Raw genomic sequence first — 26,443 nt, 5'->3', positions numbered from 1 at the left:
ACCCCAATAGTATTGTTGTATGATTAAGCTTGAGAATGAAATTGTAAAACTCCGTGCTCCCGAACTATCAGACGTTGATCTTCTTTATGCATGGGAAAATAACATGGAGATATGGCGAGTAAGCAACACCATATCCCCCTTCTCAAAGCACGCGCTCATTAAGTACATAGAAAACTACAAACTCGATATTTTTCAGACCAAACAGCTACGCCTGATGGTTGAAGCAAAAGACCAATCATCGTTAATGAACTACCCTGTCGGAATTATCGATCTATTTGACTATGATCCATTTCACCAACGAGCCGGCGTAGGAATTCTGATCCATAATACCGAACATCGAGGTAGAGGCTATGCTACCGAAGCATTAAAACTACTAACCGCATATGCGTTTGAATACCTGCACCTGCACCAACTCTACTGCAATATTGCAAGCAACAACGAACCCAGCCTGAAACTTTTCACAAATCAGGATTTTGAAATTGTAGGACTAAAAAAAGACTGGATCAGAACCAAAAATGGTTGGCTAGGAGAATATACACTTCAAAGGATCAACCCTCTAGCGTTGATTTCAAAATGCTAAAGCATTTCAAAGGGAGGGATATCCTGCAAGAAGGTGTAGGTTCCCTTTTCTTTATCTATTTGGCAGCAGTAATGCGCTAAGCCATTGGTAACAACCAAATAACGAACATTTAGCACCATATTGTAACGGGCAAGTTGGTCAAAAACCTTCTGATCAATTTTTACATTACTCGCTTTACATTCTACCGCCAAAGAAGGTTGCCCCATACGGTCGAATACAACAATATCGCTTCGTTTAGAAAGCCCATTATATTTCAGAGAAACCTCTACCCCTATAAGCATAGCAGGAACGTGACGTTCATTCATCAAGAATTGTACGAAATGCTGCCGTACCCACTCTTCTGGAGTCAGTGCCACAAAACGCTTACGAACAGGATCAAATATTTCCTTCTTTACGCCGTTGCGCCGAACTTTAATGTCGCAAGTTGGCAAATTTAACACGTCCATGGTATTCCTTTCTTCTTTCGTGCAAGATAAATCAGACTTATTAGTTTGTCAATGTTTATTAACAAAAAACTATTTGTATTTTAACGTGCTAAATAGGTCTATATAGACCTCATATTTGTTGTTTGAAACTTAAACACATAATACTACAACAATGATTAGCAAACATGAAATTGTAAGCGACTGGCTTGAACGCTATACGGGACAAAAAAATGAAGACTTTGGGAAGTACATTCTTCTTACCAACTTTAATCGATATGTACGCATTTTTTGCGAGATAATGAACACACAAATCATTGATCCATCTGCAAATATGCTCACAGCAACTGCCGAAGGTATAACCATCATCAACTTTGGTATGGGAAGCCCAAATGCTGCACTAATAATGGATCTGCTGAGCGCCATTCATCCTCAGGCCGTACTTTTTCTGGGCAAATGCGGAGGTCTAAAGAAAAAAAACGAACTAGGAGACCTCATTCTTCCTATTGCAGCCATCCGCAACGATGGAACCTCTGATTCGTATATGCCTCCAGAAATACCGGCACTCCCCGCATTCAATCTCCAACGATCGGTATCGTCAGTCATCCGCAATCATCAAAAAGATTACTGGACAGGAACCGTGTATACAACCAACCGAAGAGTATGGGAGCACGACGAAGAATTTAAGGATTACCTTGCAAAAACACGTGCTATGGCAATAGATATGGAAACAGCTACTATCTTTACCGTAGGATTTGCTAACGAGATTTCCACAGGTGCGCTACTCTTAGTTTCTGATCAGCCAATGATTTCGAGTGGGGTAAAAACAAAGCAAAGCGACCGATTGGTTACAGAGAAATTTGTGAACGAACATGTAATAATTGGAATCGAATCGCTAAGGGAATTAATTGTTGGAGGCAAATCAGTAAAGCACTTAAGATTCTAAAATGGCAAAGAAACCAAAGGCAAAAGATATCATTGCTGACTACCAGCGTATCTTATCAGACATAAAAAATCGCAAGTTTAAGCCTATATACCTACTTATGGGCGACGAACCCTTGTTCATTGATAAGATTTCCAACGCACTAGCAAACGATGTACTATCAGAGTCTGAAAAAGCATTTAATCTTACGTTGCTATACGGCAAAGATACCAAAGTAGATTCAGCCATTACTGCCTGTCGCCGCTTCCCTATGATGTCTGATTATCAGGTTATCATCATCCGCGAGGCGCAAGACTTGGCAAACATCAACCAAATGGAGGTTTACTTTAAGTCTCCCCTAAAATCTACCATTTTGGTTATCTGCATGAAAGGAAAAACAATGGATAAACGTTCCATTGCCTACAAAGAAGCAGCAAAGCATGCCGAAGTTTTTGAAACATACACGTTTTACGACAACGAGATACCTGAATGGATTAACCTTGAGGCCAAATCGAAAGGAATTACCATAAACGAGAAGGCAGCTATTCTACTAACCGATTTTTTAGGAAATGACCTTAGTAAAATCAGCCATGAAATCGAAAAGCTAAAAACCGTACTCCCTCCCGATCGAAAGCAAATTACAGTTGACGACATTGAGAGGAATGTCGGCATCAGCAAGGACTACAACGTATTTGAACTCTGCAATGCTATCGGGAAACGCGATTTTGCCAAATCGTATAAGATAGCCGATTACTTTGCCAAATCGCCCAAAGATCATCCTTTTGTAGTTACCGTAGGTCAGCTTTACACCTACTTTGCAAAAGTACTGAAGCTGCAAATGCTCGTATTCAACAGCAAAAAGCAAAGCGGGAAAGTCCCATCGGAAGCCGAAAAACTTTCGACAACAGGTATAAATTCATCCTTTATATTAAGGGATTACGAAGATACCGCAAAACGTTACACCCCAGGACAATCCGTAAAAGCCATTGAGTATCTCCGTGAATATGACCTTAAAAGCAAAGGAATCGGCAATGTAACACTTGGCGACGATGACCTTCTTAAGGAACTCATTTTTAAAATAATGCACTAATCAATCAGCCATGATTACCCTAATTGTAATAGCCATAACCTGTGCAATATCCATAATTGCCTTCAACAACGGTCAACTATTCGAAAAGCTACTGCTTTCCCCCTATAAAGTAATGCACAAAAAGGAATACTATCGTATTCTTAGTCACGGTTTTTTGCATGCCGATTGGGTACATCTTTTGGTTAACATGTTCGTACTTTGGTCTTTTGGAATGGGGCTACAAGGATGGTTCAACCAATTGTTATACAATGGATATATAGCATCACCCACTCAACATTTTCTAACAATTTATATTGGTGGGATCATTATTTCCTCTCTAAGTTCCATTGTTAAGAATAGGAACAACTACTACTATTCGTCGGTAGGTGCATCTGGAGCCGTTTCAGCAATAGTATTTGCCACCATATTTTTTGAACCATGGCAATCGCTTTACCTTTTTGCAATTATCCCCATCCCAGGAATCATATTTGGAGCAGCCTACTTACTATATTCCAACTATATGAGCAAGAAAGGTGGCGATAACATAAATCACGATGCACACTTCTACGGAGCCGTATTCGGCTTTATTTATCCAATTCTTATAGACCCAAGTTTGGTATTGCACTTCATAAACCAGCTAATATCATTCAACAAGTAACAAAAAAGAGGAAATGGATCACTACCTATGCTTTAACGGAGAATTCATTAAAGAACAAGAATTTTCGATACCAGGAAATAACCGAGCTTTTTATTTCGGAGATTCTCTATTTGAAAGCATGCACGCATATTCAACATTTATACCTCTTTTCAAACTTCACTTCGACAGGCTTCTTCAAGGGATGGAGGTTTTAGGCTATGAGCAGCCTACCACATTCACATCAAGTTCTGTTGCAGCAATAATAACACGCCTCCTCAACAGAAACAAGCAGTTTAAAAGCACAAGAGTAAGGCTAACGGTATTCCGAAATTCTGGAGGGCTATACCTTCCCACAAACAATTCGGCAAGCTATCTCATTCAAACATCTACACTCGATTTCGACAAGCTAGCGCATAAGCAATCCAGCATGATTGTTGATATTTTTCCGAACCAGATAAAATGCGCAGGAGAGCTATCGCCTTTTAAAACAGGCAATGCGCTCTTATATGTAATGGCGGCTCGCTACGCAAAACTCAACAGGCTTCACGACAGCATTATAATCAATCAACACGGCCGATTCGTAGAACTATCCTCATCAAATATTTTTGGAATAAAAGAGAATACGCTAATAACGCCACCTTTACAAGAAGGGTGCGTTGCAGGCATTATGAGAAATTTCATCATTCACCAACTTGCCCCGAAAACAGGATACAACGTTGAATTAAAACCAATTACCCAAAAAGATTTTGTAGATTTTGAGGAAGCTTTTGCGACCAATGCCGTCTCTGGAATACGAAACATTGTAGGTATTGGCACTAAACGTTTTTACAGCACAAAGTATAGAGGCTTACAGCAACAACTAGAAAAATTAATGTTTTAAAACAGAATAAGCCCCATAAATAGCTAATTTAAAATAGGATCCACAGGAAAATTTAGCCATTCCCTAAATTTTCCGCCTAAACTTTCGAGGCAGAGATTCCACATATCTTCGGGAGGTAAATTAAATATTCTCTCGGGTTTAAGATTAGTAACCACCCACGATTTTGCCTTAATTTCAGCATTAAGCTGATTGGCCATCCATCCAGAATAGCCTATAAAAAACTTCACCGTTTGAGGATCAAGACTATGGCTTTCTGCCAAAGTCCTTAAATAGTCAAAGTCACCTCCCCAAAATAGGTTTTCGCTTACCTGTATAGTTCCAGGAACTTCAAGTCCTATTGAATGGATAACATGAAGAGTATTAAGGTCAACAGGACCTCCCGTAAAAAGAGGTATCAGCACATTATCAAATCCACTAACGATGTCTGCAAGATTCTTGTTAAGCGGTCTATTCAGAATCAAACCAAATGATCCTTTTTCGTTATGCTCAGTTATAAGCACAACCGTTCGGCTGAAGTTGCTATCATTAAGAAAAGGTTCAGATATGAGCACGTTTCCTGCCTTTACATCCTTATTCTTAAACTCAGCGCCCAAAAAGTTGTAGCTATTACTAGTCATAATTACATCATTATCTACCCCTAAGATAACCAATTATTGGTCTAAAAAAAAGTTCAAACAGGCAACAACACCCATTAAAGCACAAACATTTAACTCACAAACACTTGACAATAAAACACAATCGAAATTATAAGTTAGAACTAGACATTGGCATTTCAACCAGTAAAAATTTAGAATCCTGATTTGCACGAATGTCTACCAATTCTCTCTCTATCAAGCCCATACCATCACGTCTCAACATCTCTTGCTTTTCAACATTAGCGCTCCCTTCAATAAGAAATAGGAACACACCATTCTTATGGGGTTTATTCAGCTTATAAACTACAGAATTGTTCGACGACAAATCCAGCAGGTAAAGCCAGGCGTCTTGATTGATCCATGTATTAAACTTTTTCCTATCAGGCCCTACTATTTGCTGAAAACAGTTCATTCGTTGAGATGGATCAAACTCCTGAATCCCATATCGAGGCTCTAAATCATTCGCACGTGGATAAATCCAAAGCTGTAAAATATTGACAAGTTCTTTGGAACTATAATTATACTCGCTATGAAAAATTCCAGTTCCAGCGCTCATTACCTGAACTTCATTCGCACGAATAATTTGCGTATGCCCTAAATTATCTCGATGCTCAAGTTGTCCCAATAACGGTATAGTAATTATCTCCATATTGAGATGAGAGTGCATACCAAACCCCATCGATGGTTGTATATAATCATCATTTAGGACACGGAGAGTTCCAAAACCCATCCTTTGGGGATTGTAGTAGTTGGCAAAACTAAACGAGTGATAAGTATCGAGCCATCCCTGATTGGCATGACCTCGATCTCCTGCTGGAAAGTAAAAAAGATTGGCCATTGGCTTTTTTATTTTTAAAACAGCCCATGACCTTATTAGTTTACAAGACTATTAACAAGCAATACTAAAATTTAGATCCAAGACCAACCTCTACGGCCACTTTTTCGAGGGCATTCTTATCGTACTTAAAATATGAAGTTGTAATAACAACGGTAGCACCAACCTTAGGCGACAGAATGAAAAGCGAAGAAGAAGAAGTCCCATTCACATAAACCAGTTTTGCACCCTTAAATTCGTATGGAGCAGCACCATCGTATCCTTTTGCCTCTTTGTAGATCTCGAATCTTGCAGATGGCAGCATTTTAACGCCTACCATCTTATTAAGCTGCATAAAAGATGCGGTATATCCATCATTTTCCTGATCGGACTCAACAAAATTGAATCCACTTACTACCGAATGCTTCATCCACGACTTAAAAGTATCGTAACTTACACTCATCCCATCCTGAGCATAAAGAGCAATCGTAGATGCGATTAGAATCCCCCAAAAAGCCACTAATTTTTTCATAGCTAAATAAATGATAAACAGCAGGCAATTTAGGCATCAATTTCCTTTAAACAAAACTTTTATCATCTGTCATCAACTCCTGCTGACAAAGTCTGCGAAACAAAAAATATGCCGTTTTGCTATTTTGAACAATCGATCTCTCAGATGAATCATATAAAAAGAAGTTCAAGCGTTTGCCTTAACTCTATCGCAGACAACCCTGATTTAATCTCGCCATGCTCGGCAACTGAAATCCTACCCGTTTCTTCCGATACTATTATAACCACAGAGTCGGTATGCTCTGTAATCCCCATTGCGGCTCTATGCCTCATCCCAAAATGAGCAGGAACTTCGAGTTTTTCGGTTGTTGGAAGAACGCAACGTGCAGCAACAATACGTCCATTTACAATTATCATTGCTCCATCGTGCATTGGCGTATTCTTAAAGAAAATGGTCTCTATCAGACGACTATCTATAGTTGCATCAATGTAGTCGCCTGTATCCACATAAAGCTGCAGGCTAGAGCGACGACCTAGCACTATAAGAGCTCCTGTTTTGGCATCAGCCATATTGCGACATGCTCTAACTAAAGCATCAATCCCAACAAGTAGGGCTTTATTCCCAGTTTTGGATGAAAAAAAACGATCTATTGAGAAATTCTTATTGGAAAGATACCTAGTTCCAATATAAAGAAGAAACTTCCTGACCTCCTGCTGAAACACAATAATTAAAGCAAGCGCACCAACCCCTATTATTTGGCCTAAAATGGTGCTTAGCATTTCCATGTTTAAAGCTCTAACTACCAGCCATATAACGTAAAGTAAAAATATCCCAATAAAGATATTTATTGCAGCCGTCCCCCGTATCATCATATATATTTGATAAAAGAGAAGGGCTACCAGGAAGATGTCAAAAACATCTACCAGGGTAATATGAATGAAACTGAACATGAAAACCTAGGCTATATTTGATGAGTTTACCTTTTCGACTAATGATATTGCTTCAACTGCAGGTTTCACATCATGCACCCTGAGTATTGATGCTCCTCTTAGAAGAGCAACCGTATTAAGTACTGATGTTCCATTAAGCGACTCTTCCGAATCTACTCCTAAATATCTATATATCATAGACTTGCGAGAAAAACCTACAAGTATTGGAAGCCCAAAAATTTTGAAATCATCGAGCATGCTTAATATTTGGTAATTATGATCTACGGTTTTACCAAAACCAAAACCGGGATCAATAATAACTTCTTCTACACCCAAAAGCCTCAGTTGCTGCAATTTTTTAGAGAAGTAAAGAAATATTTCGTTTCTGATGTCGTGATAGCTTGGATTTTGCTGCATATCAGTAGGTGTCCCTTTCATATGCATAGCAATGTAAGGCACTTTTAGTTGGGCCACTGTCTTAAACATCTTTTCGTCCATTTCGCCCGCCGAAATATCATTCACAATAATAGCACCACAATTGCGAACAACAGCACTTACAACATCCGAACGAAAGGTGTCTACAGAAACAGGCAGCAATGGAAATTTCTTTTTCACCAGGCATACAGCATCGCAAACCCTGCGAATTTCCTCTTTAACAGGAACTTCGGGAGCATTAGGACGTGACGAATATCCACCTATATCAATTATTGCACCTCCTTGAGAAATAATCTCTTCAGTTCTTGCAAGTATTGCATCACTTCCGCTTAGCCTACTGGGAGCATAAAACGAATCCGGAGTAACATTTGCAATCCCCATAACCACTGGCGTGCTGAGATTTATCAGGTTACCCTCCAAACAAATGGTTCTCTTTTGCGCTAAAAAGCTTATTCCCTTCTCCATTTTTTATAAATTGCATTGCTTTAAAAGCAAATTTACTAACAATAGTTGGTAAGCTCAACTAAAATTGACAATTGTAAATTACGTAATAAAAAAACGAATGAGTTTCATAGTCCTTGAAGGCCTAGACGGAGCAGGTAAGTCCACACAAGTCAAAATGTTACAGGAACATTTTGAGAAGCAAGGGAAACGGACCCAATTCCTCCATTTCCCAAGAACAGACAACAGTATTTTTGGGGATCTAATCGCAAAATTTTTACGTGGCGACTTAGGTGCAGTAGATTCTGTAGACCCTTACCTGGTAGCGCTCATATATGCTTGCGACCGAAATGATGCAAAAAACGCCATCAAGGAATGGCTCGATGACGAAATTGTTGTTATCGCCGATAGATATGTATCTTCGAACATTGCATTCCAATGCGCAAAGATTGAAAACATAGAGCAACGGAAGGCTCTAAGAGATTGGATCATCAACCTCGAATTTGAATATTACCAGCTTCCCAAGCCTAGCATCAACCTTTTTCTTGATGTTCCTTTTAGCTTCACAAAAAAGAAGCTTACGGAACAACGCGACGGCGACGACAGAGATTACCTTCAAGGGAAAAGCGACATACATGAAAATGACTTAACCTTGCAGGAACGGGTACGAGAGGTGTATCTTTGGCAATGTGAAGTAGATAGCAGCATAGCCAGAATAGAATGTGAATCGGAATCAAGACAAATGCTATCGCCAGAGGCCATTAACAGAAAAGTAATTGAAGTTGTCAACAATCATATTTAAGCTATGTACGCCATTAACCACATTTGTAGGCTACTCCTTGGAGCTCTCTTTATCTTTTCGGGATTTGTAAAATCAATAGACCCACTAGGTACCAGCTATAAGCTGTTCGATTACTTTAAAGCAGGAGGAGCTGCTATACCTGAAAATATAGCAATTATCCTTGCGGTTGCCCTATGCGCAGCCGAACTCTTTATTGGGCTAGCGCTTTTCCTTAATATTAAAGTAAAATTTGTTTCGTGGCTATCGCTTGCATTTATGGTATTCTTCACCATAATAACGCTTGTATTAGCACTTACCGACAAAGTAGCTGATTGCGGTTGCTTTGGAGATGCTTTTAAGTTAACTAATTGGCAAACATTCTATAAGAACTTGGTGATTTTGCCTTTTGCCATACTGGTATTTTGGCAACGGAAAAGGTATAAAGAAGAAGTTTCCATTCTTACTTCTTGGGTTGCCTTCTCACTAATTCTTATAGCCCCAGTACTGTTGAATCTCTATAGTTTACGACACCTTCCGCTTATCAACTACCGTCCATATAAAATAGGCCAAAATATTTGGTCGGGAATGCAAACCCCACCTAATGCACCCGCTGACGTGTACGACATTAAGCTCGTTTACCAGAAAAATGGGGTTAAAAAAGAGTTTACCGAACAAAACTATCCTTGGCAAGATACTACATGGACGTTTGTTGAACAAAAAACTACATTAGTAAAAAAGGGATACGTCACTCCTATTCACGATTTTTCAATTCTCGCCCCTACCGATGGGGATATTACTGAAAGGATTCTAAAAAAGCGAGGTATTGTATTCCTACTAATAGCACCAAATCTAGCCGATGCCAATATTGAGAATGCTAAGAAAGCAAACGAGATATACAGCATATGCAATAGCAGGAATATTCCTTTTATTTGTTTAAGTTCATCTACAGGAAAACAAGTGGAGTTATTTAAATCTAAGACTGGGGCCCTATATCCTATTTATGCAACCGACGAAACAACTTTAAAAACAGCAATGCGCTCTAACCTTGGGCTAATAATGCTTCAAGATGGAACAATAACTGGCATTTGGAGCGGCTACGATATTCCAGCCCCTGAGTTCTTTAAAGGCAACATTTCAGGGAAACAACTTTTAGCACTAGAAAATACTAAAAGTGAGTTGCTCGTAAGCGTTCTTATTGGAGCAATACTTTTATTTGGATTTTCATTGCTACTGTTAAGAAGAAGCTAGATGAAATTGGATTTTCTAATACAAAAGCCCCTTAAGCAGATGCTAAGGGGCCTTTGTATAAAAAACATTCATTTACTTCGTTACATTCATATTGTAAAAACGTTCAGCATCAAGAGCTGCAACACATCCTGAACCAGCAGCAGTAATTGCCTGACGGTAATGCGGATCCTTAACATCTCCTGCCGCAAAAACGCCTGGGATATTTGTCTTCGATGTTCCTCCTTCTGTCTTAATATAGCCTACCTCATCTAAATCTAACTGTCCGCCAAGGAAAGCCGTATTAGGCTGGTGACCAATAGCAACAAAGAATCCGGTAATATCAATTTTCGTTTCCTCTCCCTTGTCGCTTACCAAGAGGGCACCATTTACACCGGACATATCACCAAGTATTTCCTTCGTTTGATGTCCCCAAAGTACTTCTATATTAGCCGTATTGAAAACCTTTTCCTGCATAGCCTTCGATGCCCTAAGTTCATGCCTACGTACAATGAGGTAAACTTTACGACAAATAGTTGCCAGGTAGGTTGCCTCTTCAGCAGCGGTATCACCACCTCCCACCACAGCAACATCTTGACCACGATAGAAGAATCCGTCACAGGTTGCACAAGCAGAAACGCCTTGACCACGGAACTTTTGCTCCGAATTCAGTCCCAAATATTTTGCAGTAGCACCAGTAGCAATAATTAGCGTATCAGCATCAACAACCTTCGACTCATCTATTGTCACCTTAAATGGTCGTTGAGACAAATCAGCAGAAGTTGCATAACCAAAACGAATATCAGCATCAAAACGAAGTGCTTGATTTCGTAGATCCTCCATTAGCTTTGGACCAGTTATTCCTTGAGGGTATCCAGGAAAGTTGTCAACTTCGGTAGTGGTAGTTAACTGGCCACCTGGTTCCATTCCTTCGTATACCACAGGCGACATATTTGCCCTTGCGGCGTAAATAGCAGCCGTGTATCCTGCAGGCCCACTTCCTAATATTAAGCATTTAACATGCTCATTCTTTACATTGTCCATCTTCAATATGAGATTTTGCTTTTCACAAATATAGACTTTCCCTCCCATTTGCCCAATCCACAAGCAATGATATGGAACAGCCTTATAATTGGCATGAATCAAAAAATGATTTTTTTACAAGCCTTATACTTGCAAGCGCGTATAAAATTACTACCTTTGCATCCGCAAAAGCACGGGGTGTAGCTCAGTTGGTTAGAGTTCTCGTCTGGGGGGCGAGAGGTCGGACGTTCGAGTCGTCTCACCCCGACAACTGAAAGTAGGCCGTTTACATTTTCAATGTAAACGGCTTTTGTTTTTAAACACCCGCAAAAATCACAGCGCTAGCCGCTTTAACTTTTCTAATATCATAGTTATAGTCTCTAATCAAATGAGATCAACCTACCTCCCCAAATAATACTACTATTTTTTGTTAATCCAGAACAACACATCTTGTATGTAAATATATTTGCAAACCATACGGTCGGTATTTTTTTTATTTCATAGCAAATGAAAGACACAAAAGAGTTTATACTGCAAGCTGCATACAACATGTTCTTGTATAGCAACTATGAAACGGTTACGTTTAGCGCATTAAGCAAGTCTACAGGGCTAACTAAAGGCGCTATTTACCACCATTTTTCCAGCAAAGAAGAACTATTCAAAGCCGTTGTAGACAAATACTTAATTGAAAGCAGAAGTGATGATGACTTCACAGATATGAGTTTAAGCGAACTTGTTGAGTATACAGTAAAAAAAGTAAAAAAGGATGTTAGCAATGCATTAGCCACACATCCTAATACCCTTCCATTACAGATCATAACGTTCAGCATAGAAGCCTATCGGCATTACCCTGGGTATGCCCAAAAAGGCTGGGCTTCATTCCAAAAAGAAAAGAATAAATGGAAGAAGGTTCTTGATAAGTCCATTAAAAACGGTGAAATACGATCTAATGTAGACACAGACATCATGACTGAAAACTTCATGACAATAGGGATGGGCATTGTTTCCAACATGATGCTGAGCGAATCCGTTGAATACGCCTTAGATATGTTCGAAAAGCAGATAAATGAGTTGTACAAGGCTATAAAAAAGTAAAGCCTTTTTTAGAAATAAAAACATACCAACCGTCCGGTTTAAAACAAGTTTAACAATATGCGCATGAAAGAAAAGTTACTAGTCCCCTTATTGCTGTCCTTTTCAGTTTTCATCAGTCAGCAGGCAAGCGGTCAAACAGAACTTAAAAATTTAATTGGTTATGCACTTGAACATAGCCATGATGTAAAAAAGGCTGAATACCAACTTCAGGAGTCCTCTTATATGGTAAAGGAGGCAAGAGGCCATGGTTTACCTCAAGTTGAAGGCTCTGCCAGCAGCAGCAAAATGATGTTTAAGAATATCGAAATACCTGCATCTGCCTACTCAATGATACCTGCAGAATATTCGCCAATTCTAGATAAACTTAGTAGCATCGACAAGTTCTACTCAACATCGGCAGCAGTTCAAGTAACCCAACTGATTTACAGTCAGTCGTATTGGATTGGACTTAATGCAGCAAAAAAAACGAGAGAATTATACTCCATTTTAAAGACAAAAAGCGAAGAAGAGATCATTGCCGAAGTTGCAGATGGTTACTACCAAGCAGGATCGCTGATATTACAGGTGCAAACCATTAACAAGTCCATTAAAAACCTTAAGGAAATATTTAGAATCGCAGACCTCAACTATAAGAACGACTTCATTAAGGAGTCTGATGTTAACCGATTAAAGGTGACCATTACCAACCTTGAAACAACTCAAAAGACGCTTCAAAATGGGATTTACATTCAAATGAACTACCTAAAAGCGTTGGCTGGCATTCCAAGCGACTCCACAATAAGCATTGATGCAGAATCCCTTGTTAATAATTTTGACATAAGAACATCTAAAGCCAACTTTAAGATTGAAGACGTTCCCTCTTACCAAGCCCTAACCAAGCAGGCTGAGGTATACGAACAACAAACAAAGCTTTCTAAAGCCGAATACTACCCAACACTAGCCGCATTTGGGAAATACTCATTTACATCTGGAGGCACCAGCTTCAACCTCGATTCTTGGAACAAAATGTCAACTATAGGCCTGAATCTATCTATTCCTATTTTCAAATCAGGCGTTACGCGATCGAAGGTCAGACGTTCACAGCTGCAACATTTTCAGATAAATGAAGATATTGCCAAAAGCAAAGAGCTGCTAAAGATTGCATTCGACAATGCACAATCTGCCTACCAAACAGCTCAAGAGCAGCTCATAGTTCAAAAAGATAATAGAGAACTAGCCCAAAAGGTTTACCAGCAAACTTTATTGCAGTACCAAGAAGGGATGGCATCTATGGCCGACTTGCTAAACGTTAATTCCGATTTCTTGCAGGCAGATAATTCGTATAATCAGCAAGTTCTTAAGTGTAAAACATCAGAGATCCAAATGCTAAAAGCCTCTGGAAATCTAAAAAGACTTGTAAGTCAAAAACAATAAAAACATACAACACTTTGTTATGAAAAACCGCAGAAAGCTCTTAATCACAACTATCGTTTTTCTTGCAGCCTCGCTATTCGTTGTTTTCAAGCTTAAAAGCAATAAGCAAGAAATGCAGGACAACATTGCCTACTCCCAACGTAAAGTAGATAAAATCCCAGTAATTGTAGAGACTGCCACTGATGGAGTACTATCCGAAAACGTAGTTGCCACAGGTACCCTGGAGCCTTCCGAATCGTTAACGCTGGTGTCTGAAACCCAAGGTAAAATCGTAAAAATATACAAGCAAAAAGGCGATAGAGTATCCCAAGGCGATGCTATTGTCAAGGTTGATGACGAGGTTATTTCAGCAAATGTTCTTACAGCAGAAGCAAACTACATGCAGTATCAGAAAGATGTTGAGAGGCTTACCCGCTTGGCCAACGAGAATGCTGTTACCAAGCGTGACCTGGAGCAAGCAACCATTGGCATGAAGAAAGCTAAAGCCGACCTCATTACTGCAAAAAAAGCATTAAGCAACACCAGCATCAAATCGCCAATCAATGGATTCATAAACAACAGTAGTCTTACCGTCGGTCAATTCTTGGCGGGGGGCTCCCCGGTTTGCGAAATTGTAAACAATAGCGTGCTCAATCTTAACGTTAAGATTTCAGAAGCTGAAGTTTACAAAATTAAAGAAGGTCAGATTGTTGGTGTTCGTCTTTCAGTATTTCCAGAGAAAAAGTTCAGTGGTCGCATAACCGCCATTGCCGAAAAAGCCGATGCCTCAATGAAATTTAACGTAGAAATTACGCTTTTGAACAATAGCAAAACGCACTTACGTAGCGGATTGTATGCAGAAGTAGACTTCCCTGTTAAGAATCAAAGCAAGGTAATCATCCCCAAAGCCAGCATTGTAGGAAGCATGGAAAGCCCTGTTGTTTTTATTGCACAAAACGGGAAAGCAATCAAGCGCACTTTAATTATCGGACAAAGCAACGATAAGCAGGTTGAGGTCCTTAGCGGACTTTCTGCAAACGAGCAAGTTATTGTAAGTGGGCAACTCAATCTGAAAGATGGAGATGATATCAACATCGTTAAATAACAGGAAATAACAAAGAGTAAAACGATGAATATAACAGAATTATCGGTAAAACGCTTGACGATACCTATCGTTATCTTTACCATTCTGGCACTGGCAGGCCTATTTGGCTACACCATGCTGAACAAGGAACTATTTCCCAGCATGGATATCCCTGTTAATGCTGTGATGACCGTTTACCCTGGAGCAGCTCCATCGGAAGTTGAAAACTCGGTAACCAAAAAAGTTGAAGATGCCGTATCAGCAATCGAAGGTATCGATAAAATCAAATCCTACTCGTTCGAAAGCGTTTCGATGGTGTTGATTGAGTATAAAGATGGTGTTAATGCCGATCTGTCGCTGCAGGAATGCGAACGAAAGGTTAACGCCATCAAGAACGATCTACCAGAGAATAGCGAAGAGCCTGAGTTCATGAAATTCGACCTCAACATGTTCCCGATTATGAGTATTGCCTCAAAATCGAACATCCCAGATAAAGAGTTTTACGACCTTGTAGACAAAGAAATTAAGCCAAGGCTTCAGCAAATTAAAGGTGTCGCTCAGGTTGACATCATAGGCGGTAACCAACGAGAAATTGAGGTAAAGGCAAATGTTCAGAAACTTGAGCAATATGGAATTTCTCTTTTACAGATTAAACAAACCATTGAAACTGCCAATGTCGACTTTCCAACGGGGAAAGTTAAAGATGAAAATAACAAGCTAATTGTAAGGCTTGCCGGCAAATTTACCAATCTCGACCAAATCCGCAATCTTGTAATTAAAACCACCCCTACAGGATCGGTAGTTAAGATTAGCGATGTAGCCAATGTGGTAGATGGCATAAAAAAGGCCACAAAAAACACCCGTATTAACGGGCAGCCAGCTCTTGGCCTCAGCATTCAAAAACAACCTGATGGCAATGCTGTAAATATCAGCAAGGAAGTTAAGGAAGAGTTGACCAAATTTGAGAATGAGTACAGCGCAAAAGGATTGAAGTTCATTATAGCCAGCGACACCTCAGACTTTACCAAAGAGGCTGTAGACGGAGTAATGTTCGATCTCTTATTCGCTATTATTCTAGTGTCAGTTACCATGCTGCTCTTTTTGCATACATTCCGTAACCTGATATTTATATTCATATCAATTCCAACATCAATCATCTCCACATTCATATTTTTCCATCTGTTCGGATTCTCTCTTAACCTGCTAACACTACTAGCCCTATCGATTGTTGTAGGGGCCATTGTAGACGATGCTATTGTTATCCTCGAGAACATTTACCGACACCTAGAGATGGGGAAAACTCGATGGAGAGCATCGCTTGATGCCGCAAAAGAATTGGGACTTACCGTAACATCAATAACCATCGTTCTCATAGCGGTATTCTTACCTATAGGGCTTACAGGAGGTGTTACAGGACAACTGCTGCGCTCATTCTCGCTCGTTATTGTTATCTCCATACTGCTTAGTCTTTTAGTTTCATTTACGTTGGTTCCTCTTCTCACCTCTCGTTTTGGGAAGCTTAAGGAATTTAACCGGGCCAAAATATTCGATAGATTTTTGCTTTCGTTCGAGCGCTTGATTGAAAAAGCCAAAGATCTTATCATTTCTGCAACACAATGGTCATTAAAGCACAAGATCGCTATCATTGGAATTGCAACTGCAATGCTTTTCGGCTCGTTTGCACTTGTTTCAAAGGGTTTTATCCAAACCGAATTTATGGATACCGGCGATCAAGGCGAGTTTATCATGGCAATGGAGCTAGACCGTAGCTCTACCCTTGAACAAACTAACAATACTTGTCTTGTTATTGAAAAAAAGATGCTTGAGCATCCTGAGATTAAGCACATATACACCAAAGTTGGATCCAAGGGAGGTAGCATCTCTATTCTCGAAACTCCATACTGCGCAGAGTTTATCGTCAAAATGGTTCCCAAAGACAAGCGAAAACTATCCGCAAAACTATTCGCTAAAAAGCTACAAAACGAGTTGAACAGCACCTTCCCTGGCCCTAAATTTAAGGTAGAGGAGATTTCTATGATGGGGAATACCGCTACTCCAATAGAGATCTACGTGCAAGGTAGCAACTTCGACAAAGTAAAGGAGTACAGCGAGGTTGTAACCAAGGAACTCCGTTCCATACAAGGCACAAGCGATGTGGAGTCTTCTATTGAAAACGGAGATAAAGAGGTAGTGGTAAAATTCGATCGTGAAAAACTTGCAAGGCTAGGACTTACCATTGGAGAAATAGGGGCACAAATGTACATGTCGTACGAGGGCAACCGCGATTTAAAATATCGCGATGGGAATAACGAGTACGACCTACTAATTGCACTAGACGAATTTGACCGCAAAAGCAAAAGCGACGTAGAAAACATCTCTTTTGTAAACCGATCGGGGCAACTGGTGAAGTTGTCCCAAGTTGCAGACATCTGCGAAAGCGAAAGTCCTTCGACATTAAACCGATATAATAGAATGCCATCGGTTAGAATTTCTGGCAACCTAATCGGGAAAACAATCGGTACTGTAGGTGAAGAAATTAAGGCAAAATTGGCAAAAACCAACATGCCAGCCGGTGTCAACGTAATTTATGCCGGAGATATGGAGCGACAGGGCGAATCGTTTGCCAGCTTGCTTATTGCTCTTGCTGCCTCCATAATATTTATGTATCTTATCATGGTTGCTCTTTACGACAGCTTCGTTTATCCAATGGTAGTGATGCTATCGTTACCGCTTTCAATTATTGGAGCGCTACTAGCACTAGCCTTAGCAGGTAAAAGCTTAAGCCTATTCTCAATCATGGGTATCATTATGCTTATGGGACTTGTGGCTAAGAATGCGATTCTGGTGGTTGACTTTGCCAATGGATTACAGGAAAAAGGAGAAAATCCTGTAAAGGCAGTTCTTGACGCTACTGCAGTCCGCTTCCGCCCTATTCTTATGACCAACCTTGCCCTAATCGTAGGCTTGCTACCTATTGCCCTAGCAGCGGGCGCTGGTGCCGAATGGAAAAGTGGACTTGGATGGGTGCTTGTAGGAGGTCTTTCTAGTTCGATGATTCTCTCATACATTATTGTTCCTGTGCTTTACGTTATCCTCGATAAAATGGTAAAAAAGAGCAAAAAGTCTAATGATCTTATTCCTACGGAAATCGTATCAAAAGGACAATTCGAAGAGGTAAAAAACTAATGGAATTATAGACTAACTTTACGACCTTAAAGGTCTTTCAAAGCTAATTGACGGCTCCGTATTATGCGCTTCGGGCAAGCTATGCAAACCATGAAAGGGACAATATGGAGCCTCAACTAGCTAAAAGATAATGTTGATAGCAACCGTGTGGTTGTTCCTATTTGTTGACACCAAAAATACTCTTAACATGAAATCTAGAAGACTGCACTATATATCAAGAATTACAAACCTATTAATAGAAACAAACAACCCCAAAATGAAGGTTGACGAAATTGCAACCAGATTAGGTATAACAAAAAAAACCATCTACAACTACTTCGATAGCAAGCAGCAGCTATTCGAATGCGTGCTAGACTCCTATCTCAAAAGTAAGATAGAGGAAACAAAAGAGAACCTAAACCATTATTCAAACCCCATTTCCTCGTTAATCTACATAGGCCACAGCATTGGCCCAGTTTTTCGGGATTGCACACCGCTTTACGAGCAGAAAATAGGTGTAGTTAAAACTAATCCCATGCTAAATATCTTTTTTCAACGTCGACAAGACCTAGTCGATATAGTAAAACGAATATTCATCAAAGGGATACGAGAAGAACTCTTTGAGTCGGATATCGATATAGAAATTGCTTGCCAAGTATACCTATCAGGAATTGAAACGCTATATCGTCCCAATGGGCTACTGTGCTCAAAAAAAATTTCAAGCCATCAAATAAGCCAAGTGCTTTACTATATGCTTAAGGGTAACTGCACACGCATAGGATTAAGCGTTCTTAGAGAAAAAGTCGATATTAAGGTTATAGTAGACTAGCAAGCATGTTTTGTTATCTTATATCTTTCAGCGTTAGCCTTCTATAAGTTAAATACATAATATAAATACAAATCTGGGTATAAGCTGCTGCCATAGCTGTTTTATATGCTATGTTAATTTTACATTACCTCCTCGTAGCTTTCAATTTACCTACTGGCGACATTCTTAACAATTTATTCAAGCGCCATTAAACCAGCAGTAACGAACGTACTGTTTCTTTGTTATCAAGAGGAAAAGAATTAATCCTCTTAACCTAAGAAACCTTAAAAGGCAGTAAGATTAAGGAGATGTAAACGTAATGCTACCAATAGCAAGTTCTACTGGATTATCGGCTTACGATTAGAACTTACTCAAACTGCTAGCTGTTACTAAAACAGCCAACAGGAGTCCTTTTAACAAAGAAACAGAATTCTAATATGGCGCATATGAGAAATTGGCTAATCCTAACAGCAGCAACATTGCTAATTTCGGCAGCAGCTTTCGGCCAAACGGTAAGGATTATGGGAAGCGACACCACGCTCCCTCTTACCCAAAAGGAAGCGGAAGTATTCAACAAAACCAGTAAAGGCACTTCGATTGCGGTTACCGGAGGTGGAAGTGGAGTTGGAATAGCAGCCCTAATTGAGGGAACTACCGACATTGCCATGTCGTCGCGCCCTCTAAAGTTCTACGAGAAACTAAAAATCCAAACGGCAAAAATCACCTATAAGCAGGTAGAAATTGCAAAAGATGTCCTATCGGTAATTGTACACCCATCCAATAAGATATCAAGGCTCACCCGCCAGCAGCTCGAAGATATTTTTACAGGAAAAATTACCAACTGGAAACAGGTAGGTGGTGCCGATATGCGCATCATCGTGTACACCCGTGAAACCAGTTCGGGTACTTACGAGTTCTTTAAAGATCATGTAATGAACAAAAAGAACTTTGCAAGAACAGCCCTCAGCCTTGCTGCTACAGGTGCCGTTATTCAATCCATCAGCCAAACAAAGGGAGCAATTGGATATGTAGGACTTGCCTACCTCAACAAAAAGGTTAAGCCTATATCCGTATCATACGAGGGGAAAGGCTACGTTGAGCCAACTCTACAAAATGCACAAACCGGACAATATCCTATTACCCGTCCACTTTACTACTTCTACAACCAAAAGCGCGAAAAGTTGGTGAATCCGTTTATCAACTTCATACTCTCGCCTAAGGGACAGCAAATAGTAAAGGAAGATGGTTACATACCCGTTAAGTAGCAGCATAGAGCAGCTACAAGCGATCGGTTTAAAGTGAGATAAATTGAAAACAGCAAACAGTGAAAAACATCTTTAAAAGATTTGTAGAAAGATTCGTGGAAGGGATACTCTTCTTAAGCGGAACCATTACCACCATTACGGTTTTGCTTATCGTGCTATTCCTTTTCAGAGAAGGTTCCGGGCTGTTTAATAAAAGCACCATGGAAAAAGGGTTTGTGCTTGCCGTAAACAAGAGTAACCCGGTATTGCAGCTCAGCTCGTTCGAAATAAAGGAGATCTTCGACGGAAAGATTACCCGATGGAAGCAAGTTGGAGGTAAAGATGAAGAGATTAAGCTCTTCCGCGTGGAAGACATTGTAAACTACTACACCGAAGAGCAAATTGGAGCCAACTTCGAGAACCTGCCCGTGCTGCTCAGCAATGTGGTAGATAGCATTCCCAACATCGTAGCATTTGTTCCGGAAATGTACCTCAACAAGAGCTTCAAGGGACGCATACTTCCCGAGAAAAAGCTTACGCTAAAGGAGTTTTTCTTTGGAAAGGAATGGTTTCCAACGGCACAACCATCGGCTCAGTTTGGCGCATTTTCGCTAATTACCGGAACGCTATGGGTTAGCCTTTGGGCCATACTCATATCGCTACCGCTAGGCCTATCGGTAGCCATCTACATGGCTGAGATTGCCAACCCAAAAGTTCGCAACTGGCTAAAACCCGTAATAGAGCTACTCGCAGGCATTCCTTCGGTAGTTTACGGCTTCTTCGGGCTGATAGTGATTGTGCCACTTATCCAGAAATTGTTTAACCTACCCGTTGGCGAGACGGCCCTTGCAGGAAGCCTTATCCTTGCCATCATGGCACTACCTACCATTATTACCATATCGGAAGATGCCATACGCACCACACCACGAGCAATGAAGGAGGCCAGCCTTGCCCTTGGAGCCACCCACTGGCAAACCATCTACAAGGTCATTATCCCCTACTCCAGCTCGGGTATTGCAGCAGCAGCCATACTTGGTATTGGTCGTGCTATTGGCGAAACCATGGCTGTGCTAATGGTTACGGGTAACGCAGCAATCATTCCGACAACGCTGCTCGAGCCTGTGCGTACCATTCCGGCCACCATTGCCGCCGAAATGGGCGAGGCGCCACAGGGAGGTATCCACTTCGAAGCGCTGTTTGCCCTAGGAGCCATCCTTTTCATCATGACGCTTATCATCAACATTGTGGTAGACTACATCTCGAACAAGAAGAAGATTTCTAAGCGATAACGACAACAGACTATGAAGGATAAAAATACGATATACAACTCTAAACGAGCGAGCCAAAGCGTAGCCTTTTGGATATTCCGCTTTTTCAGTTTCCTGGTTGTGGCCATACTGGTAACCATCCTCTCCTTTATCATCTACAAAGGAGCAGGAGCCATTAGCTGGGATTTCATCACCAAGATGCCCAAGGATGGCATGACCAAAGGAGGCATTTTCCCTGCCATTGTTGGAACGCTATGCCTAGTTGCTGGAAGCATCATCTTTGCCTTCCCTATTGGGGTGCTATCGGGGATTTACGTAAACGAGTACGCTAAAAATGGCTGGTTCATCCGCTTTGTACGCATGATGACCAACAACCTTTCGGGTATTCCATCCATCGTATTCGGAATGTTTGGAATGGCGCTCTTCGTAAACTACCTCAAGTTTGGCACCTCCATCATTGCAGGCTCGCTAACGCTCGGGCTCATGGTGCTACCCATTGTGATCCGCACCACCGAGGAGGCGCTCAAATCCATCGACAACTCGTTCCGCCACGGCAGCTACGCCCTTGGGGCCTCTAAGCTGGAAACCATACGCAGGGTTACGCTCCCCATGGCCTTCCCCAATATTGTAACAGGGCTGGTGCTCTCAGTCGGTAGGGTATCGGGCGAAACAGCCCCTATCCTATTTACCGCAGCGGCCTACTTCCTGCCCAAGCTGCCATCGAGCATCACCGACCCGGTAATGGCGCTGCCATACCACCTGTACGTGCTCTCGACCAGCGGCACCGACCTAGAGGCATCGCGTACCATGGCCTACGGAACAGCCCTGGTGCTGGTTATCATGGTTCTATTCGTAAACCTGATTGCCAACGCGCTGCGCAAGTATTTCAGCAAAAAAGTAAAAATGAACTAGCATGTATAAAATAGAGGCAAAAGACGTAAACCTACACTACGGCGACTTCCACGCGCTAAAGGGCATCAACATGAAGATGAAGCCCAACACCGTTACCGCCCTCATCGGGCCATCGGGCTGCGGAAAATCGACCTTCCTGCGCTGCATCAACCGCATGAACGACCTCATTGATTCGGTAAAGATATCGGGCCTAATTGCCGTTGATGGTGAAGACATCTACCGCAAGGGCATAAACATCGACGAGCTGCGCAAGCATGTGGGAATGGTATTCCAGAAGCCCAACCCTTTCCCAAAGTCGATATTCGAGAACGTGGCCTACGGCCTGCGCGTAAACGGGGAAAATAATAGAGGCTTCATAGAGGATAAGGTAAAGGAATCGCTGGTACAGGCAGCCCTTTGGGAAGAGGTTAAGGATAAGCTCAAGAAATCGGCCTTCGAGCTATCGGGCGGACAGCAGCAGCGCCTTTGCATTGCTAGGGCGCTGGCCATATCGCCATCGGTGCTGCTAATGGACGAGCCCGCATCGGCGCTCGACCCCATATCCACCGCCAAGATCGAGGAGCTGATCTACGAGCTCAAGTCGAACTACACCATCGTAATCGTGACGCACAACATGCAGCAGGCTGGCCGCGTAAGCGACCATACCGCCTTCTTCTACATGGGCGAGCTTATAGAGTACGGCGATACCAAAAAGGTGTTCACCAACCCCGACCATATCCAAACCCAGAACTACATTACGGGTAGGTTTGGTTAGTGGAATACTTTTGAAAGATAGGGATTGATGATAGGCTCAAACGCATAGTTGAAATAGTTTATTCCCTCCAAGGAGGGGATAAACTGCAACAATTACGCATTTGAGCGTTTGAAACTAGCCTTGACTTATTAATTTGACAACCATAAGTTCCGCCCCATAACAACCAACTTTAGTAACTTTGTAAAAACACAACGCCATGACGCACTTAGATAACGAGCTCCATATGCTTAAGACCGAGATGGGAAACATGCTCCATACGGTGCTCTTCCAGCTCGAGAAGGCCCAGGAGGCCTGCATCAACGGGAATATCGACCTTGCCCACGAGGTGGTAGCCCGCGAGAAACGGGTAAACGCCTACGAGCTGAAGATCGACAGCGACTGCGAGAACATCATCGCGCTCTTCAACCCGGTAGCCATCGACCTCAGAATGGTGCTATCGACCCTAAAGATTAACTCCGACATTGAGCGCATTGGCGACTTTGCCGAAGGATTGGCTCGGATTGCGCTCGACCACCCCAGCGGCTTCGACAAGGAGCTTGCACAGGTGGCCAGCCTCGAGATCATTTTTAAGAATGCCATAGAGATGCTCTCCGAAGCTAAGATCGCCTTCGACAAGGAGAACCCGCAGCTGGCCGCATCCATCCTTTCGAAGGACGACATCCTCGACGAGGTAAACCGCAAGGCCAACACCATCATCGAGGAGTACATCAAGGCGCATCCCGACAATATTCGCCAAGCGCTAGACATGATCTCGATCATCCGCAAGATTGAGCGCATTGGCGACCACTGCAGCAACATTGCCGAGGAAATCATCTTCTACATCGAGGCAAAGGTGATTAAGCATAAGGATAAGAAGTAGCCTCGGCTCTGCTCGGCTACCAAAGGTATTTTATGGCATCCGATGATATTCGGAGGTCAAGCGGAATCGAGGCCCAAGGACTCCATTACCCGAGACCTCAGGCCTAGTTCTAAACAGCTGGAGCCCCATAGAACAAAATGAGTATAGAGGAGCGTATCGGCCAACGGTACGCTCCTCTATTCTTCCCAAGCCTTCTGCTTTTATGGAATAAACGGGAGGGCTGTCGGCTGAACTTTTCGAAGCCTAGAATTGCCACATCGTAGGTTCGGACGATGGATTTCTATCTTAGAATTAACAGATCGGAGGACTGAAGGAAAAAAATCTAAATTAGACATGGCAGGTTGGAGGGTCGGATGGAGGAAATCTAAGTTAGATTTGCCAGGTCGGAGGGTCGGAGGAAGAAAATCTAAGCTAGATTTGCCAGATCGGAGGGTCGGATGGAGGAAATCTAAGCTAGATTTGGAGGGTCGGAAGGGCCGATGGCGCAATTCCAGCTTAGATACTCTGAAGAATATTCATAAAACTGTGCCGAACCTTATTATCCTTCCCATCTAAGGGCTTACGCCTGCACAATAGGGTTGGTCAACAAGCCCTTCAAGGGTGGGCTATCGGACTGATCCTATCTTTGCAGGGATAAATCATTCAGAGGGGACCTTTACCCTAGCCTCAAACTTAATGGGAAGCAGGCTTAGCAGAAGGCCCACTCCAAAAAGAGCTTAAGCTACGGCATAAATAATGTCCTTGGAGTGGTGTGCTACTTAAACTCCACGAGCAGCATGGTGCGGTCGTCGTTAAACGAATCGATGCTGTTGTTGGCCATGATCGATTGCTCCAGTTTGTCGAGATTGGTAATACCCTTGTTGAGGGGCATTTCTAGCGTCGCGGCAATTTTGGCGATCCCAATTAGCTTCTCCTTTGTTGTATCGTAGGCTTCGGTATAGCCATCGGTTACCAGAACTACCTTGTCGCCAGGCGCAACGGTTAATGCTTCAACCGTATACTTTTCTTCTTCAACGATTCCGAGGATTTTCCCTTTTATGGTTACAACAGAGGCTGCCCTATCCTTTTTAGAGTAGAAAATGGGGTAGATGGCACCTGCCGAAGCTAGCTTAACCTGTTGTTGATCCGGAGCTATCAGCATAGCCGTAAGCGTAGTAAACGCATCCGATAGCTGGATGTCTTTGTACAAAAACTGGTTGATCTCGCTTAGCAGAAGTCCCAGGTTGTTGCCAACCTCAAGCTGCTTTTGGGTGGGGAAAACTTTGAGGCTAGCCCGGATGTAGGCCAAGTACGCATTGGCAAAGAACCATGCGCCCCACTTTTTACCCATAACATCGCCTAGTAGGATAAGGGTGTTGCCGTTGTCTAGCTTAACGATTTCGTAGAAGTCGCCCCCAGCTGGTTTCGTATACGGCTCGTACTTTACCTGTAGCCTGAACGACGGGAAATCCTCTTCGTACATTGGGGCAAAGTGAACCGGAGAGGTCAGCACAGCCTGCTTTATGGAGCTTACGTACTGGTTCTTTATGTTGATTTCGCGATCGATTAGAACTTTTATCTGATGCGAAAGAATTTCGGGGTTCTTGTACTTTATAAGCACCCCAAATCCTCCGTTTTCTATAAAGTTGAGCTGCTGCAATTCGGATGCTTTTCGACAGGCGATAAGCCAAATGGGAATGCTCGCTCCAACATGCCGGGCCATTCGGTAGATTAGGTTGATGGCCCAGGTGGCCTTGTCGTCAATAAAGATCATCCAAACGTTTTTAGCGGCAAAAACATTTTCGAACTCGCAGTAGGAGGTTACCTCGTTTACCTTTAAGTCTACGTTGGCTATTTTAGTGCGCGAGCCTGCCGTCTTACAAAGTAGGATTTCGCCCAAGTCTGCGCTAAGGTTGTGCCTAAAGCGTCTTTTTTGGATGTACTTGGTTTCGATGATTCTTGAAATGTAGCCCTCTACCTTAGTTTGGAATATCTTTTCCCTTATAGGTTTTACGATGACGTTGTCGGCTCCATCGGATATGCACTTTACCTGCATATCCTCGCTAATGGCGCTGGTAAGGAATACGAAAACGCATTCTTTACCGTTGCTAAGCTGACGAATCCTTTTTACGAGCTCGTTACCGTCTAATTCTGGAAGGAAAAGCTCCGAAATGATAAGGTCAAAGTTAATTCGAAGGGCCAGCTCAAAAGCTTCCATTCCATTGGTAACCTTGTATATGTCGCAGTCGATGTGCTCCAAGAGCTGGGCGAGCTTATTGAGTAGGTTGATGTCGCTATCAACAAGAAGTATCTTGGGCTTGCTTTTTATAATTGGTGTCACAATATCCCCTCTATTTCGTTATTTGCCAGTAAATCAATCAAAACAACCTTACATGTAGCGAATGCTGAATTTGTTGTTTGGTTTTGAATTAGCAATATTACGGCGATTGCTTTCACTTTTTCAACTATCGTTCGCGTTTTTTTTCAATTTTTATAAAAACGGGCCTTATATGTCAAAAAACATTTGGCCCTTCCCGAAAAACGCTACCTTTGCCTTAGACACAAAATTGCTTAACGCAC

The 26,443-nt window shown here is 41.9% G+C and carries 25 protein-coding genes and 1 tRNA gene; 18 read left to right on the top strand and 8 right to left on the bottom strand.

Annotation, left to right across the window (positions count from 1 at the left end; translation table 11 throughout):
• Nucleotides 1–19 precede the first annotated feature (19 nt).
• Nucleotides 20–580 (top strand): GNAT family N-acetyltransferase, encoded by a 561-nt coding sequence (locus CLV25_RS04900; protein ID WP_131838519.1) that lies wholly within the window; start codon nt 20–22, stop codon nt 578–580.
• Here the strand turns inward: CLV25_RS04900 and CLV25_RS04895 are convergent.
• Entirely contained in the window at nt 577–1,026 is a 450-nt protein-coding gene (locus CLV25_RS04895; RefSeq protein ID WP_131838518.1) for a type I restriction enzyme HsdR N-terminal domain-containing protein, read from the bottom strand. The two genes, CLV25_RS04900 and CLV25_RS04895, sit on opposite strands and share 4 nt — an antisense overlap.
• Before the next feature lie 151 nt (nt 1,027–1,177).
• Here CLV25_RS04895 and CLV25_RS04890 point away from each other — a divergent pair, with 151 nt between their 5' ends.
• The 4 genes from CLV25_RS04890 to CLV25_RS04875 are packed head-to-tail and all read left to right on the top strand — an operon-like array spanning nt 1,178 to nt 4,510.
• On the top strand, nt 1,178–1,948 hold the full coding sequence (locus CLV25_RS04890; protein ID WP_131838517.1) for an AMP nucleosidase: 771 nt from the start codon (nt 1,178–1,180) through the stop codon (nt 1,946–1,948).
• Nucleotide 1,949: 1 nt separating this feature from the next.
• On the top strand, nt 1,950–3,014 hold the full coding sequence (holA, locus tag CLV25_RS04885; protein WP_131838516.1) for a DNA polymerase III subunit delta: 1,065 nt from the start codon (nt 1,950–1,952) through the stop codon (nt 3,012–3,014).
• A 10-nt stretch (nt 3,015–3,024) separates the two neighbouring features.
• Nucleotides 3,025–3,651, top strand: coding sequence for a rhomboid family intramembrane serine protease (locus tag CLV25_RS04880; protein ID WP_131838515.1), 627 nt, complete (start codon nt 3,025–3,027; stop codon nt 3,649–3,651).
• A gap of 13 nt (nt 3,652–3,664) precedes the next feature.
• On the top strand, nt 3,665–4,510 hold the full coding sequence (locus tag CLV25_RS04875; RefSeq protein ID WP_131838514.1) for an aminotransferase class IV: 846 nt from the start codon (nt 3,665–3,667) through the stop codon (nt 4,508–4,510).
• Nucleotides 4,511–4,533: 23 nt separating this feature from the next.
• Here the strand turns inward: CLV25_RS04875 and CLV25_RS04870 are convergent, their stop codons facing one another.
• The 5 genes from CLV25_RS04870 to folP form a co-directional block, all read right to left on the bottom strand.
• Entirely contained in the window at nt 4,534–5,127 is a 594-nt protein-coding gene (locus CLV25_RS04870) for a YqgE/AlgH family protein (RefSeq protein WP_131838513.1), read from the bottom strand.
• A gap of 127 nt (nt 5,128–5,254) precedes the next feature.
• Nucleotides 5,255–5,983 (bottom strand): pirin family protein, encoded by a 729-nt coding sequence (locus CLV25_RS04865; protein WP_131838512.1) that lies wholly within the window; start codon nt 5,981–5,983, stop codon nt 5,255–5,257.
• Nucleotides 5,984–6,047: 64 nt separating this feature from the next.
• Nucleotides 6,048–6,491 carry a hypothetical protein gene (locus CLV25_RS04860; protein ID WP_131838511.1) on the bottom strand — a complete coding sequence of 148 codons (444 nt, stop codon included), beginning with the start codon at nt 6,489–6,491 and terminating at the stop codon, nt 6,048–6,050.
• A gap of 149 nt (nt 6,492–6,640) precedes the next feature.
• Nucleotides 6,641–7,420 carry a diadenylate cyclase CdaA gene (gene cdaA / locus CLV25_RS04855; RefSeq protein WP_131838510.1) on the bottom strand — a complete coding sequence of 260 codons (780 nt, stop codon included), beginning with the start codon at nt 7,418–7,420 and terminating at the stop codon, nt 6,641–6,643.
• Between the two features lie 6 nt (nt 7,421–7,426).
• The gene (gene folP, locus CLV25_RS04850; protein WP_131838509.1) at nt 7,427–8,299 is read right to left on the bottom strand and encodes a dihydropteroate synthase; all 873 of its coding nucleotides are present in this window, start codon (nt 8,297–8,299) and stop codon (nt 7,427–7,429) included.
• Between the two features lie 97 nt (nt 8,300–8,396).
• Here folP and tmk point away from each other — a divergent pair, with 97 nt between their 5' ends.
• Together tmk and CLV25_RS04840 are read left to right on the top strand one after the other, a co-directional pair.
• Nucleotides 8,397–9,077: a dTMP kinase gene (gene tmk / locus CLV25_RS04845; protein ID WP_131838508.1), complete on the top strand. Its 681-nt coding sequence runs from the start codon at nt 8,397–8,399 to the stop codon at nt 9,075–9,077.
• Between the two features lie 3 nt (nt 9,078–9,080).
• The gene (locus CLV25_RS04840) at nt 9,081–10,304 is read left to right on the top strand and encodes a BT_3928 family protein (RefSeq protein ID WP_131838507.1); all 1,224 of its coding nucleotides are present in this window, start codon (nt 9,081–9,083) and stop codon (nt 10,302–10,304) included.
• Nucleotides 10,305–10,376: 72 nt separating this feature from the next.
• On the opposite strand, the gene trxB is transcribed toward CLV25_RS04840, so the two are convergent.
• Complete coding sequence (gene trxB / locus CLV25_RS04835) at nt 10,377–11,324, bottom strand: thioredoxin-disulfide reductase (RefSeq protein WP_131838506.1); 948 nt, start codon at nt 11,322–11,324, stop codon at nt 10,377–10,379.
• Between the two features lie 173 nt (nt 11,325–11,497).
• On the opposite strand from trxB, the gene CLV25_RS04830 reads away from it, so the two are divergent.
• From CLV25_RS04830 to phoU, 11 genes are all read left to right on the top strand, one after another.
• A tRNA-Pro gene (locus CLV25_RS04830) sits at nt 11,498–11,571 on the top strand.
• Nucleotides 11,572–11,810: 239 nt separating this feature from the next.
• Nucleotides 11,811–12,398, top strand: coding sequence for a TetR/AcrR family transcriptional regulator (locus tag CLV25_RS04825; RefSeq protein WP_131838505.1), 588 nt, complete (start codon nt 11,811–11,813; stop codon nt 12,396–12,398).
• 63 nt (nt 12,399–12,461) lie between these two features.
• Entirely contained in the window at nt 12,462–13,811 is a 1,350-nt protein-coding gene (locus CLV25_RS04820) for a TolC family protein (RefSeq protein ID WP_165876985.1), read from the top strand.
• A 19-nt stretch (nt 13,812–13,830) separates the two neighbouring features.
• Entirely contained in the window at nt 13,831–14,895 is a 1,065-nt protein-coding gene (locus CLV25_RS04815; protein WP_131838503.1) for an efflux RND transporter periplasmic adaptor subunit, read from the top strand.
• A 24-nt stretch (nt 14,896–14,919) separates the two neighbouring features.
• Nucleotides 14,920–18,060, top strand: a complete 3,141-nt coding sequence (locus CLV25_RS04810; RefSeq protein ID WP_131838502.1) for an efflux RND transporter permease subunit — start codon at nt 14,920–14,922, stop codon at nt 18,058–18,060.
• 187 nt (nt 18,061–18,247) lie between these two features.
• Nucleotides 18,248–18,868: a TetR/AcrR family transcriptional regulator gene (locus CLV25_RS04805; RefSeq protein WP_207895588.1), complete on the top strand. Its 621-nt coding sequence runs from the start codon at nt 18,248–18,250 to the stop codon at nt 18,866–18,868.
• Nucleotides 18,869–19,293: 425 nt separating this feature from the next.
• Nucleotides 19,294–20,112, top strand: coding sequence for a phosphate ABC transporter substrate-binding protein (locus CLV25_RS04800; protein WP_131838500.1), 819 nt, complete (start codon nt 19,294–19,296; stop codon nt 20,110–20,112).
• A gap of 59 nt (nt 20,113–20,171) precedes the next feature.
• Nucleotides 20,172–21,380 (top strand): phosphate ABC transporter permease subunit PstC, encoded by a 1,209-nt coding sequence (gene pstC / locus CLV25_RS04795; RefSeq protein WP_243649597.1) that lies wholly within the window; start codon nt 20,172–20,174, stop codon nt 21,378–21,380.
• Between the two features lie 12 nt (nt 21,381–21,392).
• A complete protein-coding gene (gene pstA / locus CLV25_RS04790) occupies nt 21,393–22,271 on the top strand; it encodes a phosphate ABC transporter permease PstA (protein ID WP_131838499.1) in 879 nt (292 codons plus the stop codon).
• A 1-nt stretch (nt 22,272) separates the two neighbouring features.
• Entirely contained in the window at nt 22,273–23,025 is a 753-nt protein-coding gene (gene pstB, locus CLV25_RS04785; protein WP_131838498.1) for a phosphate ABC transporter ATP-binding protein PstB, read from the top strand.
• 196 nt (nt 23,026–23,221) lie between these two features.
• Nucleotides 23,222–23,884 (top strand): phosphate signaling complex protein PhoU, encoded by a 663-nt coding sequence (gene phoU, locus CLV25_RS04780; RefSeq protein WP_131838497.1) that lies wholly within the window; start codon nt 23,222–23,224, stop codon nt 23,882–23,884.
• A 754-nt stretch (nt 23,885–24,638) separates the two neighbouring features.
• Here the strand turns inward: phoU and CLV25_RS04775 are convergent.
• Nucleotides 24,639–26,204 carry a fused response regulator/phosphatase gene (locus CLV25_RS04775; RefSeq protein ID WP_131838496.1) on the bottom strand — a complete coding sequence of 522 codons (1,566 nt, stop codon included), beginning with the start codon at nt 26,202–26,204 and terminating at the stop codon, nt 24,639–24,641.
• Between the last annotated feature and the right edge of the window lie 239 nt (nt 26,205–26,443).

Origin of the sequence: Acetobacteroides hydrogenigenes (genome assembly GCF_004340205.1) — a bacterium.
GTDB classification, from domain to species: Bacteria; Bacteroidota; Bacteroidia; order Bacteroidales; family ZOR0009; genus Acetobacteroides; species Acetobacteroides hydrogenigenes.
This window is presented reverse-complemented; position numbering and strand designations above follow the sequence as displayed.

What these genes read in the sequence shown, in the direction of transcription:
- CLV25_RS04900 (WP_131838519.1), top strand. Translation starts at nt 20, where the DNA reads ATGATTAAGCTTGAGAATGAAATTGTAAAACTCCGTGCTCCCGAACTA.
- CLV25_RS04895 (WP_131838518.1), bottom strand. Translation starts at nt 1,026, where the DNA reads ATGGACGTGTTAAATTTGCCAACTTGCGACATTAAAGTTCGGCGCAAC.
- CLV25_RS04890 (WP_131838517.1), top strand. Translation starts at nt 1,178, where the DNA reads ATGATTAGCAAACATGAAATTGTAAGCGACTGGCTTGAACGCTATACG.
- holA (WP_131838516.1), top strand. Translation starts at nt 1,950, where the DNA reads ATGGCAAAGAAACCAAAGGCAAAAGATATCATTGCTGACTACCAGCGT.
- CLV25_RS04880 (WP_131838515.1), top strand. Translation starts at nt 3,025, where the DNA reads ATGATTACCCTAATTGTAATAGCCATAACCTGTGCAATATCCATAATT.
- CLV25_RS04875 (WP_131838514.1), top strand. Translation starts at nt 3,665, where the DNA reads ATGGATCACTACCTATGCTTTAACGGAGAATTCATTAAAGAACAAGAA.
- CLV25_RS04870 (WP_131838513.1), bottom strand. Translation starts at nt 5,127, where the DNA reads ATGACTAGTAATAGCTACAACTTTTTGGGCGCTGAGTTTAAGAATAAG.
- CLV25_RS04865 (WP_131838512.1), bottom strand. Translation starts at nt 5,983, where the DNA reads ATGGCCAATCTTTTTTACTTTCCAGCAGGAGATCGAGGTCATGCCAAT.
- CLV25_RS04860 (WP_131838511.1), bottom strand. Translation starts at nt 6,491, where the DNA reads ATGAAAAAATTAGTGGCTTTTTGGGGGATTCTAATCGCATCTACGATT.
- cdaA (WP_131838510.1), bottom strand. Translation starts at nt 7,420, where the DNA reads ATGTTCAGTTTCATTCATATTACCCTGGTAGATGTTTTTGACATCTTC.
- folP (WP_131838509.1), bottom strand. Translation starts at nt 8,299, where the DNA reads ATGGAGAAGGGAATAAGCTTTTTAGCGCAAAAGAGAACCATTTGTTTG.
- tmk (WP_131838508.1), top strand. Translation starts at nt 8,397, where the DNA reads ATGAGTTTCATAGTCCTTGAAGGCCTAGACGGAGCAGGTAAGTCCACA.
- CLV25_RS04840 (WP_131838507.1), top strand. Translation starts at nt 9,081, where the DNA reads ATGTACGCCATTAACCACATTTGTAGGCTACTCCTTGGAGCTCTCTTT.
- trxB (WP_131838506.1), bottom strand. Translation starts at nt 11,324, where the DNA reads ATGGACAATGTAAAGAATGAGCATGTTAAATGCTTAATATTAGGAAGT.
- CLV25_RS04825 (WP_131838505.1), top strand. Translation starts at nt 11,811, where the DNA reads ATGAAAGACACAAAAGAGTTTATACTGCAAGCTGCATACAACATGTTC.
- CLV25_RS04820 (WP_165876985.1), top strand. Translation starts at nt 12,462, where the DNA reads ATGAAAGAAAAGTTACTAGTCCCCTTATTGCTGTCCTTTTCAGTTTTC.
- CLV25_RS04815 (WP_131838503.1), top strand. Translation starts at nt 13,831, where the DNA reads ATGAAAAACCGCAGAAAGCTCTTAATCACAACTATCGTTTTTCTTGCA.
- CLV25_RS04810 (WP_131838502.1), top strand. Translation starts at nt 14,920, where the DNA reads ATGAATATAACAGAATTATCGGTAAAACGCTTGACGATACCTATCGTT.
- CLV25_RS04805 (WP_207895588.1), top strand. Translation starts at nt 18,248, where the DNA reads ATGAAATCTAGAAGACTGCACTATATATCAAGAATTACAAACCTATTA.
- CLV25_RS04800 (WP_131838500.1), top strand. Translation starts at nt 19,294, where the DNA reads ATGAGAAATTGGCTAATCCTAACAGCAGCAACATTGCTAATTTCGGCA.
- pstA (WP_131838499.1), top strand. Translation starts at nt 21,393, where the DNA reads ATGAAGGATAAAAATACGATATACAACTCTAAACGAGCGAGCCAAAGC.
- pstB (WP_131838498.1), top strand. Translation starts at nt 22,273, where the DNA reads ATGTATAAAATAGAGGCAAAAGACGTAAACCTACACTACGGCGACTTC.
- phoU (WP_131838497.1), top strand. Translation starts at nt 23,222, where the DNA reads ATGACGCACTTAGATAACGAGCTCCATATGCTTAAGACCGAGATGGGA.